At 70.4% G+C, this 13,820-nt stretch carries 13 protein-coding genes; 2 read left to right on the top strand and 11 right to left on the bottom strand.

Features of this window, described 5'->3' with window-relative positions; translation table 11 throughout:
- Positions 1-3: 3 nt before the first annotated feature.
- Positions 4-669 carry a hypothetical protein gene (locus NR792_RS09490; protein ID WP_120553415.1) on the top strand — a complete coding sequence of 222 codons (666 nt, stop codon included), beginning with the start codon at positions 4-6 and terminating at the stop codon, positions 667-669.
- A gap of 35 nt (positions 670-704) precedes the next feature.
- Here NR792_RS09490 and pyk read toward each other — a convergent pair whose 3' ends face one another.
- From pyk to NR792_RS09475, 3 genes are all read right to left on the bottom strand, one after another.
- Positions 705-2,105 (bottom strand): pyruvate kinase, encoded by a 1,401-nt coding sequence (gene pyk / locus NR792_RS09485; protein WP_375759736.1) that lies wholly within the window; start codon positions 2,103-2,105, stop codon positions 705-707.
- A gap of 207 nt (positions 2,106-2,312) precedes the next feature.
- Positions 2,313-3,110 carry a bifunctional nuclease family protein gene (locus NR792_RS09480; RefSeq protein WP_375759735.1) on the bottom strand — a complete coding sequence of 266 codons (798 nt, stop codon included), beginning with the start codon at positions 3,108-3,110 and terminating at the stop codon, positions 2,313-2,315.
- A 129-nt stretch (positions 3,111-3,239) separates the two neighbouring features.
- Entirely contained in the window at positions 3,240-3,596 is a 357-nt protein-coding gene (locus NR792_RS09475; RefSeq protein WP_171420667.1) for a hypothetical protein, read from the bottom strand.
- Between the two features lie 95 nt (positions 3,597-3,691).
- Here NR792_RS09475 and NR792_RS09470 point away from each other — a divergent pair, with 95 nt between their 5' ends.
- Positions 3,692-5,512: an AMP-dependent synthetase/ligase gene (locus NR792_RS09470; protein WP_375759734.1), complete on the top strand. Its 1,821-nt coding sequence runs from the start codon at positions 3,692-3,694 to the stop codon at positions 5,510-5,512.
- Between the two features lie 86 nt (positions 5,513-5,598).
- On the opposite strand, the gene NR792_RS09465 is transcribed toward NR792_RS09470, so the two are convergent.
- The 8 genes from NR792_RS09465 to aroF all read right to left on the bottom strand — a co-directional run bounded on the left by NR792_RS09465 (position 5,599) and on the right by aroF (position 13,771).
- Complete coding sequence (locus NR792_RS09465; protein WP_375759733.1) at positions 5,599-6,900, bottom strand: citrate synthase; 1,302 nt, start codon at positions 6,898-6,900, stop codon at positions 5,599-5,601.
- An 86-nt stretch (positions 6,901-6,986) separates the two neighbouring features.
- Positions 6,987-8,324 carry a 3-phosphoshikimate 1-carboxyvinyltransferase gene (locus NR792_RS09460; RefSeq protein WP_375759732.1) on the bottom strand — a complete coding sequence of 446 codons (1,338 nt, stop codon included), beginning with the start codon at positions 8,322-8,324 and terminating at the stop codon, positions 6,987-6,989.
- On the bottom strand, positions 8,279-9,349 hold the full coding sequence (locus tag NR792_RS09455) for a 3-dehydroquinate synthase family protein (RefSeq protein WP_375759731.1): 1,071 nt from the start codon (positions 9,347-9,349) through the stop codon (positions 8,279-8,281). Before NR792_RS09455 ends, NR792_RS09460 begins: the two co-directional genes overlap by 46 nt.
- Entirely contained in the window at positions 9,346-10,365 is a 1,020-nt protein-coding gene (gene aroC, locus NR792_RS09450; RefSeq protein WP_375759730.1) for a chorismate synthase, read from the bottom strand. The genes NR792_RS09455 and aroC overlap by 4 nt, the downstream gene beginning before the upstream one ends.
- Positions 10,362-11,609 carry a shikimate dehydrogenase gene (locus NR792_RS09445; protein WP_375759729.1) on the bottom strand — a complete coding sequence of 416 codons (1,248 nt, stop codon included), beginning with the start codon at positions 11,607-11,609 and terminating at the stop codon, positions 10,362-10,364. The genes aroC and NR792_RS09445 overlap by 4 nt, the downstream gene beginning before the upstream one ends.
- Positions 11,609-12,064, bottom strand: coding sequence for a shikimate kinase (locus tag NR792_RS09440; protein ID WP_375761595.1), 456 nt, complete (start codon positions 12,062-12,064; stop codon positions 11,609-11,611). The genes NR792_RS09445 and NR792_RS09440 overlap by 1 nt, the downstream gene beginning before the upstream one ends.
- A 124-nt stretch (positions 12,065-12,188) precedes the next feature.
- Positions 12,189-12,878, bottom strand: coding sequence for a bifunctional demethylmenaquinone methyltransferase/2-methoxy-6-polyprenyl-1,4-benzoquinol methylase UbiE (gene ubiE, locus NR792_RS09435; protein ID WP_375759728.1), 690 nt, complete (start codon positions 12,876-12,878; stop codon positions 12,189-12,191).
- Positions 12,875-13,771: a 3-deoxy-7-phosphoheptulonate synthase gene (aroF, locus tag NR792_RS09430; RefSeq protein WP_375759727.1), complete on the bottom strand. Its 897-nt coding sequence runs from the start codon at positions 13,769-13,771 to the stop codon at positions 12,875-12,877. Before aroF ends, ubiE begins: the two co-directional genes overlap by 4 nt.
- Positions 13,772-13,820 lie beyond the last annotated feature (49 nt).

Here is a 13,820-nt window from a genome sequence, read left to right as displayed (position 1 = left end):
GCCATGGACACCGCGCTGACCCCGTTGTCGTACCAGCCGTACCTGGACCAGCTCATCGCCTTCGGCTCCTCGGAGGCGCGCAAGCCGGACCTCCTGGAGGCGAAGGCGGAGTACTTCCGCCTCACCGGCGAAGTCTTCGAGGACGACAAGCTCTTCGAGCTGCGGATGGCGTCGTTCCTGGACTACTACCTCTACGACCGCGTCTCGCCGCTCACGGGCAAGACGCCGGCCGCGGAGCTGTACGAGGAGCGCCAGAAGTCCGCGCCCCCGGAGGAGGCCAACGCCTTCCGCAGCTTCACGGAGACGGTCCACGGCCTCTTTGAAGTCCGCAAGCTGGCCAAGGGCATGGTGCGCCTGCGCGAGCTCTTCTCCGGCAAGGACTTCGACGTGACGGAGCGCCGTCACATCGCGGGCCTGGAGACGGGGGACGTGCTGGAGGCGCGCCTGGTGCCCTTCGGCGGCCACCTGCTGTTCTCCTCCGCCTTCTGCTACCACCCGGCCATGGCGCTCAAGGCCATCAAGGCCGAGGTGAAGCGCCGCAAGAAGAAGGAGCCGGAGCGCCCCGCCAAGGACCTGGTGTGGGAGTGCGCCCGCCGGGCCCTCAACGTGGAGCGCTACCGCCAGCTCTCCGTGGAGAAGCTCTACGACTTCGAGCAGAAGGTCCTCTAGGGCCTCCCGCCCCAGGCCTCCACCGCAGGCTGCTCTCAGATGCGGTGGATGCTCATCATGTTGGTGTTGCCCGGCACGTTGAGCGGTACGCCGGCCACCAGGATGAAGGGCGCGCCGGGTTCGCAGAAGCGCAGCTCCTGGCAGAGCCGGCGCACCTGCTTGAGCATGGCCTCCGTGGTGCTGACGCGCTTCACCAGGTGGCCCGTCACGCCCCAGTACAACCCCATCCGGTTCACCGTGTCCGCGTTGGGCGTCAGGCCGAGGATGCGCGCGCCGGGGCGGAACTCGGAGATGAGGCGCGCGGAGTGGCCGCTCTCCGTGTACGCGATGATGGTCCCGATGTTGAGCTGCCGCGACGCGGCCACCGCCGCCGCCGCGATGCCGGTGCCCAGGTCCTCCGAGCGCTCGAAGGGGGAGTGGGGCAGGGTGATGAGGCCGGTGCGCTCCGTCTCCTCCACGATGCGCGCCATGGTGGCCACCGCGTCCACCGGGTAGCGGCCCGCCGCCGTCTCACCGGAGAGCATCACCGCGTCCGCGCCATCCAGGATGGCGTTGGCCACGTCCGACACCTCCGCGCGCGTGGGCCGGGCGTTGAGCACCATGCTCTCCAGCATCTCCGTGGCGACGATGACGATGCCGCCCATGCGGTTGACCTCCCGCACGGCGCGCTTCTGGATGGCGGGCAGCTGCTCCAGCGGCATCTCCACGCCCAGGTCGCCGCGGGCCACCATCACCCCGTCCGACTCCGCGGCGATGGCCTCCAGGTTCTCCACCGCCTGGGGCTTTTCAATCTTGGAGATGATGGGCGTCTTGCCCTTCGCCACCAGCGCCCGCGCCTGGCGCACGTCCTGGGCGGTGCGCACGAAGGACAGCGCCACGTAGTCCACGCCCACCTCCTGGCCGAAGGCCAGGTCCACCTTGTCCTTCTCCGTCAGCGTGGGCACCGACATGGCCGTGCCGGGCAGGTTGAGCCCCTTGTGGTCCTTGAGCAGGCCGCCCACCTCCACGCGGCAGGACACGTCCTGGCCGCTCACCTTCAGCACGCGCAGGCGCACCCGGCCGTCGTCCAGGAGCACCTCGTGGCCCTTCTCCACGTCCCGGGGCAGCGAGCGCACCGGCGTGGGGATGACGTTCCCCTGGCCCAGCACCGCGCGCGTCGTCACCGTCACCGTGTCGCCGGCCTTCACCATCAGCTGGCCGCCCTCGAACTTCCCCAGGCGCACCTTGGGGCCCTGCACGTCCTGGAGGATGGCCACCGGCACGCCCAGCTTCCTCGACACCGCGCGGATGCGCTGGACGCGCTGGCGGTGCTCGTCGTGCGTACCGTGGGAGAAGTTGAGCCGGGCCACGTTCATGCCCGCCTTCACCAGTCCCTCGATGACTTCCTTCGAGTCCGACGCCGGACCCAACGTGCAGATGATCTTCGCCTTGCGCATAGGACCGCCCATCCTAGCCCCACGGGGTGGGCGGCTTGACAGGCTTGCGCCCGAAGGACTAACTCTTCGCTTCACGCGCCAGGCGGAAAGTTACCGCGAGCCGGCGCACGCCATTCGTGGCTCTCAGACGCTTGAGACGAAGAAAGCCCGGCTACCCTGGGAGGGGGGGCCGGGCTTTCATCGTTCCGGGGTGTGGGGCTTCGGGCGCTAGAGGTCGATCTCCTGGCCCTTGCCCATGGGCTCCATCAGCGGCTGCTCGCGGGCGGAGTGGTCCATGCCGATGTCCTCCGACGGCGGCTTCGGGTGGCCGGCGCTGGGGCCCATGGGGGGCGGCGGGGGCAGGGGACCCATGTCGTCGCCGCCGGGGCCGCTGCCGCCCACGCCCAGGTCCTGCTGCTTCTGGAGGGCCTCAATCTCCGCGCGGGTGATGCCCGCCAGCGCCAGCACCTTGCGCGTCACGCGGATGCGGGCCTGGCTGTGCATGGCCATGGCGATGGAGTCCGAAGGCCGGGCGTCCAGCGCCAGCTCCTTCTTGCCCTGCTGCAGGAAGACGCGGCCGGAGTAGACGTTGTCGCGCAGGTCGTCGATGCGGACCTCCGTCACCTTGCCGCCCAGCTTGGACACCACGTCGTCCAGCAGGTCCTGCGACAGCGGCTGGGGGGGCGGCCGCTCCGCGAGGCGGAAGGCGATGGAGACCGCCGCGCCCTCGTCCACGAAGAGGGGGAGCACCGTCTCGCCGTCCTTGGTGGTCAGCACGACGGCGTGCGTCTGCGCCTCCATCAAGGGCACCACGTCCTTCACTTCCAGCTCCACCAGCTCCGAGCAGGCCTTGGGGTCACTGCCCTTCTCGGTGATGCAGGGCTTCTCCTTCTTCCCTTCGGCCGTCTCGGAGGCGGCGATGGCGCCGGGGATCCCGAACGCGGGAAGGAACAACGCTCCCCCCAGCGCCAGCACCACGGCCGTGAACGGAGCGACGAAGAAATTGGCGCGGTTGGACGTTTTCACATCCCTAACCTACGCACCTCTCCCTTCACCGGGAGGGCACCGCCCTCCCCCTGTCGCGAGCGGCCCCCGGGCCCTGGCCCACCCGGTTGGAGGGCGGCCGGGCAGGCGGGAAGAGGGGGCACCAGACGGCTAGCGGTCTTCTTCCTCGGACTCCTCGTCGTCGTAGTCCTCGTCGTCCTCGGACTCCTCGTCGTCTTCGTCCTCGTCGACGTCGTCCTCGTCGTCCTCCTCCTCGTCTTCGTCCTCGTCGTCGAGTTCGTCCTCGAGCTCCTCGGCCTCGAGCGTCATCGTCACCGCGAACTTCTTGCTCAGGGTGGCGATCTGCGCGCGCATCTCCGTGAGCGCGGCGACGAAGTCCTCCGTGAGGTTGGCGGGCGCCTTCGCGTCGCAGTGGGGACAGACAATCTTCTCCGTCCCCTCGATGAGGTCCTGGGCTTCCAACTCGAAGCTGGCCTCGCACTTCTGGCAGGTGAAGTCGATGCTCATGGTCGGGCGCGGCATACAAAGCCGGTGAACATGCTGTCAACGGCTGAGACGGGGGGACGTGGAACAGGCGGTGGGCTTCCACTACGTTCCGCCGGATGGACCTGCCCAAGACGATGCTGCATGCGCTCCATGACCAGGCCGCGCGGCTGGAACACCGCCCGGCGCTCTGGTCCCACCATGGAGGCGCCTATGTCCCCACCTCGTGGTTCGACTATGCCCAGCGCGTCAAGCGGTTCGCCCTGGGGCTGCACGCGCTGGGGTTCCGGGAAGGCGACCCGCTGGGCATCCTGAGCTTCAACCGCGAGGCGTGGCACGTCGCGGACCTGGGGGCCATGGCCCTGGGCGGCGTGCCGGTGGGGCTCTACACCACCAGCAGCGTGGAGCAGCTCGTCTACATCCTGGGCCACTGCGAGGCGCGCTTCCTCCTGGTGGAGAACGCGAAGCACCTGGCCACCGGCCTGGAGGTCCAGAAGCGCCTGCCCGCGCTCAAGCACCTCATCGTCGTGGACGCGCCCACGCCCCTGCCGGAAGGCGTGCTGCGCTACGCGGACGTGCTGGCCTCCGGCGCGAAGCAGGATGAAGACCCCTACTGGGACAGCGTCCACGCGCTCCACCCGGACGCGCTGGCCACGCTCATCTACACGTCCGGCACCACCGGCCAGCCCAAGGGCGTGGCGCTCAGCCACCGCAACCTGGCCTGGACGTCGAAGCAGCTGGGCGACACCATGGGCTTCCGGGACATGGAGGACGAGCGGCTGGTGTCGTACCTGCCGCTGTCGCACATCGCGGAGCAGATCGTCTCCCTGCACAGCCCGCTGCTCTTGGGCACGCAGGTGTACTTCGCGGACTCGCTGGACGCGCTGGGCAGGAACCTCACGCAGGTGCGCCCCACCATCTTCTTCGCGGTGCCGCGCGTCTGGGAGAAGTTCAAGTCGAAGGCGGAGGAGGGGCTCGCCGCGCAGCCGCCCCTCAAGCGCCGGCTGGTGGAGTGGGCCCGCGCCACGGCGCTGGAGCGCAACACGCGCATGCTGAACCAGGAGCGCGTGCCGTCGTTCATGGAGGCCAAGTTCGCGCTTGCCCAGCGGCTGGTGTTCCAGCCGTTGAAGACGCGCATCGGCCTGGAGAAGGCGAAGCTGTTCTCCACCTCCGCGGCGCCCATTGGCCGGGACGTGCTGGACTTCTTCGCCTCCATCGACGTCGTCCTCCTGGAGGTCTGGGGCATGACGGAGGTGTCCGGCCCCGCCACGGTGAGCACCGCCGAGTGCGCCCGCCTGGGCACGGTGGGCCGCCCCATGCTGGGCGTGGAGGTGCGCATCGCGGAGGACGGGGAGATCCTCGTCCGGGGCGGCAACGTGTGCCTGGGCTACCACCGCAACCCGGAGGCCACGCAGGAGCTGCTGGCGGACGGGTGGCTGCACACGGGGGACGTGGGGCAGCTGGATGCCGAGGGCTTCCTGCGCATCACCGGGCGCAAGAAGGAGATCATCGTCACCTCCGGCGGCAAGAAGACGTCCCCGGCCAACATCGAGGAGCTGATCAAGGCCGTGTCCCCCGTGGGGCACGCGCTGGTGGTGGGGGACCGGCGCAACTACCTGGTGGCGCTGTTGACGCTGGAGCCGGACCGGGTGCGGAAGCTGGCGCGGGAGAAGGGTTGGCCGGAGGACGTGGCCACGCTGGTGAACGACCCGCGGCTCCAGCAGCACCTGCACGAGGCCCTTGAGCGGGACGTGAACCCGAAGCTGTCGCGCTTCGAGGGCATCAAGCGCTTCCGCGTGCTGCCGGGGGAGTTCTCCATCGACGGCGGCGAGCTCACGCCCAGCATGAAGGTGCGCCGCAAGGTGGTGGAGCAGAAGTACGCGGACGTCATCGACGCGCTCTACAGCGAGCCGGGCGGCGCCGCCGCGGTCCACGGATAGGGCCCGCAAAGCGAAAGGGGCGGGGGGCTCAAGCTTCGAGTCCCGCGCCCCTTCGTGCTTTGCGTGGCTGCTACAGCCACCGGCGACTACTTACCGGTGCGCTTGTCCTGGGCCACGTAGTCGCGGCGCGCGGCGCCGGTGAAGACCTGGCGGGGACGGGCGATCTTCTGCTCGTTGTCCGTCACCATCTCCTCCCACTGCGCGCACCAGCCCACCGTGCGGGGGATGGCGAACAGGACGGGGAACATCTCCGCCTGGAAGCCCATCGCCTCGTAGATGAGGCCCGAGTAGAAGTCGACGTTCGGGTACAGCTTGCGCTTCACGAAGTACTCGTCCTCGAGCGCGATGCGCTCCAGTTCGAGGGCAATCTCGAGCAGCGGGTTCTTGCCCGTCACGTCGAAGACCTCGTCCGCCACGCGCTTGATGACCTTGGCGCGCGGGTCGTAGGACTTGTAGACGCGGTGGCCGAAGCCCATGAGCTTCTTCTCGCCCTCGCCGCCCTTCACCTGCTTGATGAACTCCGGGATGTTGGCCTTGCTGCCAATCTCGCGGAGCATGCGGAGCACCGCCTCGTTGGCGCCGCCGTGCAGCGGGCCGTAGAGCGCGCCCACGCCCGCGGCGACCGCGGAGTAGGGGTCCACCTGCGAGGAGCCCACCGTGCGCACGGACGTGGTGGAGCAGTTCTGCTCGTGGTCCGCGTGCAGGATGAAGAGCACGTCCAGCGCCTTCTCCAGCGTGGGGTGCACCTTGAAGGCGCTCGTGCCGATGCGCTTGATCATCGCCAGGAAGTTGGCGACGTAGGACAGGTCGTTGTCCGGGTAGACGAACGGCAGGCCCATGGCGTGGCGGTACGAGAACGCGGCCAGGGTGGGCATCTTCGCGATGAGGCGCGTGATCTGGATCTCACGGCTGCGCGCGTCCTTGATGTTCTTCGCGTCCGGGTAGAACGCGGACAGCGCCGCCACCGTGGAGCCCAGCATGGCCATGGGGTGCGCGTCGTAGCGGAACCCGTCGATGAAGGACTTGATGTTCTCGTGCACCAGCGTGTGGTGGGTCACGTTGAACGTGAAGTTCTCCAGCTCCTTCTGCGTGGGCAGCTCGCCCTTGAGCAGCAGGTAGGCCACCTCCAGGAAGGAGGACTTCTCCGCGAGCTGCTCGATGGGGTAGCCGCGGTACTCGAGGATGCCCTTGTCACCGTCGATGAACGTGATGGCGCTCTTACAGTTCGCCGTGTTCAGGAACGCGGGGTCGTAACCCATCAGACCGAAGTCGTCGCTGCCGGTCTTGATCTGGCGCAGGTCGGGGGTGCGGATACAGCCGTTCTCGATCGGGATCTCGTACGTCTTCCCGGTCCGATTGTCGGTGACGGTCAGCGTGTCCTTGGGCATGGGCGGAGATTTCACAGGGCGGCGGACGCTTTCAACAAAAAAGAACGATAAGTCCGAGAGGCGAAGTTTCCGGTCCGCTCCGCTGCTCAGGAATAGCGGACTCCCGAGCGCGCGAGCTGTCGCCAGAAGCCCGGAAAACTCTTCTCCACGCACTCCGGCCCCGTCAGCTCCAGAGGCACCCCGGACAGCACACACAGGGTGGCCGCTGACATCGCCAGGCGGTGGTCGCCCCGGCTGTCCATGGCGAAGCGCGCGGGCTTCGTCTTCGGCGGGAGGATGCGCAGCGACTCACTGTCGGCTCCGGCCGACAGTTCCGTGGTGCCGCCGTAGGCAGACACCAACGTGCGGATGCCTTCCAGCCGGTCGCTCTCCTTGACCCGCAGGATGCCCACGTCCAGCAGCGTGGTGGGACGGGGCAGCACGCACGCGAGCGCCGCCAGCGTGGGCAGCAGGTCCGGGCACTCCTTGCCGGAAGCGCGCAGCTCGCCCGTGGCTTCACCCCCGAAGCGCCAGGTGTCGGGCGCGCCCGCGGGGATCATCTTGAGGCCCACTTCAGCGGCCAGCCGGAGGATCGCCTGGTCCGGGTGGGCGCTTTGCGGCTCCGCGCGCTCCACCGTGCCACCCGTGCGCCAGGCGATGAGCACCAGGTAGCCCAACGACGACCAGTCGCCCGGCAGTGATGGGACGGATTCAGGCGCCTGATAGCCCGTGACGGAATAGTGACCTTCGGACTGTTCCACGGTGAAGCCGAAGCGGCGCAGCCACGCCACCGTGAGGTCCATGTAGCCGGCGCTGGTGAGCGTGCCTTCAATCTCCACGCTCCACGCGCGCTTCTCCCGCAGGAACCGCTCCGCACAGCCCAGGAGCAGGCTGGAGGCGTACTGGCTGCTCTGCGCGCCCGGCACGCGGAACACCGGCGCGAGCTTCGCGGTGTCCTGGGGCGCGTGCAGCTCCACCGGCCACGGGGTGCCCTCGGTGAGCGTCAGGCCCGCGGGGCCCAGGGCCTCTTTCAGCGACGTGAAGAGCGGGCCGTGCGGGCGCTCGCCCAGGCGGGGCGTGCCGGTGAAGCGCACGCGCGCGCCGGGCGTCACCGCGGCCTGTGTCACGAGGATGCGGAAAGGGGCGCCGCCGTCCGCGCAGTCCACGTCACGCACGGGGCCGGGCGGAAGGCGCAGGGCCTCCACGCCCCGGCGCAGCACGCGCACGTCGGCGGGAAGGTCCTCGTCCGACTCCGCCTGTACCGACGGCAGCGGCCAGGCGCCCGTGAGGTGTCCCAACACCAGGGCTCGCTGGGCGTCCGACTTCGACACGGGCGGGGTGAGCGGTGAGGCGCTCAAGGCGCTCGGGTCGACGGTGAGACGGCTCGGCGAGGCGTGGCTCAAGGGCGGGCTCCACGGGTCCAGGCGGGCCACAGGGCCCGCCATGTCTTCGGCATCACATCCACGACTTCGGCGGTGCCCACGGCGGTGAGCAGCACCATGCGCAGCTCGCCGTTGGCGCCGGCCTTCTTGTCGGCGTCCAGCAGCGCGACCACGTCCTTCAACGGCGCGCGCTGGGAGATCTCCGCGGCGCGGTCCCGGCCCAGCACGCCCGGGCCCCGGGCCAGCGCGCGTTCCACTTCATGCGCCACCGGCTCCGGCGTGATGCCCAGGTGCCGGCCCACGTCCAGGGCCCAGAGGATGCCCAGGCCCACCGCGTCGCCGTGCGACAGCTTGAAGCGCGACAGGCTCTCCAGCACGTGGCCGAAGGTGTGGCCGAAGTTGAGCACGCGGCGCAGGCCCTGGTGCTCGTAGGGGTCCTTCGCGCAGACGCCTTCCTTCAGGCCGCGCGCGTCCTTCACCAGCTTCTCCAGCGCTGGCGGCGTGCGCACGTAGCGCTTGAAGAGGGACGCATCCAGCGACGCGACCATCTTCCACGCCTCGATGGAGCCCTCGCGCACCTGCGCGTCGGACAGCGTGGCGTACAGCTCCGGGCACAGCCACGTCTCGTCCGCGTAGTGGAAGACGCCCGCGGGGTTCTTCACCACGCGGCCGCGCACCACGAGGTCCACCGCGCCCTTGCCGCCCAGGCTGCTGTCCACCGCCGCGAGCAGCGTCGTGGGCACCTGCACCAGCCGCACGCCGCGCTTGAGCAGGTGCGCGGCCACGGTGGCCACGTCGCCCACGGTGCCACCGCCCACGGCGACGAGCGTGCCGGAGCGCGGCAGCGTGATGCCGCCCGCGAGCACCTTCTGCAGCGACGCGAGGCTCTTGGCGCGCTCACCGCCGACCAGCTGGATGATGGCGCGGGGCTTGCGGGCCTCGATGGCGGGGATGAGCGTGGGGTGGAAGCGCGCGACGGTGCGGTCCACCACGGCGACGCTGCCCTCGGGCAGCTTGGCGACGAGCTTCGTGAAGGAACCCCAGCGGTCGGCCGGGGGGCGGTAGGAACCGGGAGGAAGCGGGCTCATGCGGAGTGGGGGCGGGCGTTGAGTTGCTGGACGAGGTCGGCGATGACGAGCGACACCATGGCCTCCAGCACCGGCACGGCGCGGGGCATGATGCACGGGTCGTGACGGCCGCCCTTGGCGTGATCCGCGAGCGTCGCGGGGGGCTTGAAGAAGGCGCGCACCTGCATGGGCTCACCGTTGGCGAGCCCACCCTGGATGCCGCCGTACGCGTCCTTCACGGCGTGGAACTTCGTGCCGGGCTGTCCAAGACGCTGGATCAGATCCGGCGGACCCCACACGACACCGGTGACGGCGCCGATGCTGCCCAGCGCCTGCGCGATGAGCGCCTTCAGCTTGCCGAAGATGGGCTCGCCCAGGCCCACGGGCAGGCCCTCCACGCGCACGTCGATGGAGCCGCCCAGGCTGTCCCCGGCCTCCTTCGCGGCGAGGATCTGCCGGGCCATCTCTTCACGGACGGCTTCATCCGGGCAACGGGTGGGGTGGGCGTCCACCATGGCGCGGGTGAGGCCCGGCGCCGGAACGGGAGCGACCAGCTCGCCTACCTGGGAGACGTAGGCCACGGTGCTGATCGAGGGCAGGTCGCGCGCGAGGTACGCCTCCGCGATGGCGCCGCCGATGACGCGGCAGAGCGTCTCACGTCCGCTGGTGCGGCCGCCGCCCCGGTGGTCGCGGTGCTTGTAGCGCTCACGCCACACGGCGTCCGCGTGGCCCGGCCGGTCCACGCTGGCCAGCTGGTTGTAGTCCTGCGAGCGCTGGTTCGCGTTGCGCACGATGGCCGCGATGGGCGTGCCCAGCGTCTTGTCCTCGAAGACGCCGGAGAGGATCTCGACGGTGTCGGGCTCGTTGCGCGGGGTCACCAGGGCGGACTGCCCGGGACGCCGGCGGTCCAGCGCCGCCTGGATCAGCTCGCGCGTGAGCGGAACGCCCGCGGGGCAGCCGTCGATGACGGAGCCCAGCGCGGGGCCGTGGCTTTCGCCGAAGGTCGTCAACCGGAAGAGGGTGCCAAAGGTATTCATGTCGCCGTTTCCCAGAGTTGTCGCTGCCGCCGGGCCTGGGCGACGAACCACGCCGCACCGAGCAGGAGAGGGGTGCCCCCGCGGCGAACGATCTCCGCGGCGACGCGCCGGCCGGGCGCACCGTATGCGATCACCGCCACGCGTGCCCCCTGGAATCTCAGGTTTTCGGGCGGAGCCACCCGGTCTGGCCACGTCCAGACCCAATCCCCCGTCAGCGGCGTTTGAATCTCCGCACGCCGCACGACCCTGAGGGCAAGTCCCTGTTCAGCGGCCACCAGCCGCAGCGCCTGCGTGGAGCCGCCGTCGCCCAGCACCGCCACGTCCTTCGCGCCCAGCCGCTCCAGCACCGCGCGCGCTCCTTCCGTGTCGGTGTTGAAGGACTCCCACCGCGAGCCCCGGCGCACCAGCGTGTTGATGGCGTCCAGCGACGAGCCCGTGTGCTTCGCGAGCCGCATCTTGAACGGGCTCGTCACCGCGAAGCCCGCGTAGTGCGGCAGCATCGCGTCCACCACCGCCTCCACCGGCGCGTCCTCCGCCAGGTCGATGCGATCAAACGGCTGACGGTGGATCCGCGGCGAGCGCGAGTGCTGAATGGCCGTGCCCAGGATGCCCAGCCGGAGCGCGTGCGGAGCCTTCGCCTTGCGGTGCTCGCGCACCACGTCGTCCAGCAGGCGCTGTCCCGGCGCGGCCGTCCACGGGCCGCCCATGGCCACGTACTCCAGCCCGTTCCTGCGCGAGAGCACCGCGCGCGCCGGGATGGCGACGGGCCCCATGCCCAGCACGGTGACGCGCTCGGCGCCGAAGCGCTGGGAGAGCTGGGCCTGCGTCTCCAGCAGCGTGACCAGATGCGCGGGCCCGTCCATGGGCTCCACGTGCTTCACCAGCGCATCCGGAGGAATGGGACGGGACCAGCGCTGGAGCGCCTCCGCCGTCGTCAGCGGCCCTTCCGCGTGGTGCGACGCGAGCAGCTTCCCCGGCGGCGCGTCCATGTCCTGCGCGCGCTCCACGTCCCGGTCCACGCGCCACGCGGCCTGGACCCACGGCGCGGGCAGCGGCTTGCCCCGCTCGGAGACGAGCAGCGGCAGCACGCGGGCGAGCGCTTCCGGGTCGACGTCGCCGGGCGCGTGCAGGTCGGTCCGCACCTCGATGACGTCCGCGCCGCGCTTGAGGCCGTCGCGCGCGAAGGTCACGGCGTCCGCGCCGGTGAGGGTGGGGGGCAGGGTGATGATGCGCCGGGTGGCCATCACGCGGGCTCCTGGACCAGACAGCCCCGGAGGAAGTCCGCCAGGGAGATGGTGGGGACGCGGGCGTGCAGCGCCTCGCGCTCGTGGAACAGCGAGTGCAGCTCCTCCTCCAGCGACACGTCCGTGCGCAGCCGGGGGCGCGTGGTGTCCGCCATCAGCCGCTCGCGGTACGTGTCGAAGGTGACGGGGACGACGAGCGTGAAGTGCCCCGCGAGCGCGTCCGGATGATGCGACAGGAAGCCGCCGCCCACGGCCACCACGCTGCCTGGGGGCAAGAGGCCCAGCGTCTCGCGCTCGGCGGCGCGGAAGGTGGTGGGGGACTCCGCGACCCAGGTGCGGAGCGGGCGCCCGTGCCGGCGCTCCAGCTCCGCGTCCAGGTCCAGGCCGGGCCGCCCGAGCAGCTTCGAGACGAGCGGCAACAGGCGCGTCTTTCCCGCGGCGCGGTGCCCGGCGATGACGACGGTCTGCGCGCCCGCCGGGCGGGGGCAGGGCCCCGGGGACGCAACGGCCCCCTGGAGCGCCTGCTGGAGTCTGGGGTCTACGGACGCGACGACTTGCGAGACGAGAAGGCGTCGTGCCTCAACGGACGGTGCCGACATAGACGTAGGCGGTTCCAAACAGCAGGGGGTGGGCGGCGCGCTCGGAGTAGGCGCCGGCCTGGTCCATCAGGGAGAGGAAGCGGTCGCCGGCGGGGAAGGCCGCGGCGGTGCGGGGCAGGTACTGGTACGCCGCGCGGTTGCCCGTCAAAAGGCCGCCAATCGCCGGCATCACCGTCTTGCTGTAGAAGCGGAACAGCGCGCCGTACGGGCCCGTGGGCTGGCCGAACTCCAGCACCACCACGCGGCCTCCGGGGCGCACCACGCGCGCCATCTCCTGGAGGCACTTCACCGGATCATCCACGTTGCGGATGCCGAAGGAGATGGACGCCACGTCGAAGCTGTTGTCCGGCAGGGTGAGCGCCATGGCGTCCTGCACCTGGAACTCCACCTCCAGGCCCGCCTTGGCCGCCTTGGCCGGCGCGCTCTCCAGCATCTCCGGGCAGAAGTCCGTGCCCACCACGCGGCCCGTGGAGCCCACCTTGCGCTTGAACGCCAGCGCCAGGTCGCCCGTGCCGGTCGCGCAGTCCAGCACCTGGCTGCCTTCCTTCGCGCCGCTGAGCTTCACCGCGGAGCGCCGCCACAGCCGGTGGATGCCGAGCGAGAGGACTTCGTTCGTCACGTCGTAGCGCGTGGCGATGGAGGAGAACATCTGACGGACTTCGGTGCTCATCGCGCCCCCGCGATCTGTGCCGGCCCCGCCGGCGTGTAGAGGTGACGGTCCACCGCGGCGAGCACGCCGGGCAGCCGTTGCATCAACGTAGCGAAATCCCCGGGCGACATGGCCTGCTGCCCATCACAAAGCGCCTGCTCCGGCCGGGGGTGGACTTCAATCAACAGACCATCCGCCCCGCAGGCCGCCGCCGCCAGCGACATGGGCGCGATGAGCGACGGGATGCCCGTGGCGTGCGACGGATCCACGATGACCGGCAGGTGCGTGCGCTCCTTCGCCCACGCCACCGCGGCCAGGTCCAGCGTGTTGCGCATCGACGTTTCAAAGGTCCGGATGCCGCGCTCGCACAGGAGCACCTGCTCGTTGCCGCCCGCCAGGATGTACTCGGCGGCGTTGAGCCACTCCTGCACCGTGGCGGACAGCCCCCGCTTGAGCAGCACCGGCTTGCGCAGCCGGCCCAGCGCGCGCAGGAGCCCGAAGTTCTGCATGTTCCTGGCGCCCACCTGGAGGATGTCCGCGTGCTGCGCCATGAGGGGCAGCTGCTCCGTCTCCATCACCTCACTGATGATGGGCAGGCCGTGACGCCGGCCCGCGTCCACCAACAGCTTCAGCCCCGGCTCCCCCATGCCCTGGAACGCGTACGGACTGGTGCGCGGCTTGAACACGCCCCCGCGCAAGAGGTGCGCACCCGCCTGCGCCACCGCGCGGGCCGCCAGCTCCAGCTGCTCCGCGCCCTCCACCGCGCACGGCCCCGCCATCACCACGAAGCCCGGCCCACCCACCTCCACGCCCCCCACCTGGATGCGGGTGCCCGAAGGATGCGCGGCGCGTAGGACGCGGTGTGCACCCGGGTCACGCCGCCCGGCTGGGTCGTCTGGTTGCTGGGCTCCCACGGCGGCTCCCTCGCTGGAGTTGCTGGAATTTGTAATCCATGGAGTTCAA

The organism is Corallococcus exercitus, assembly GCF_042231735.1.
GTDB classification, from domain to species: Bacteria; Myxococcota; Myxococcia; order Myxococcales; family Myxococcaceae; genus Corallococcus; species Corallococcus exercitus_B.
Note: the sequence above shows the minus strand (reverse complement) of the source record. Positions and strands in the feature narration are given on the sequence as shown.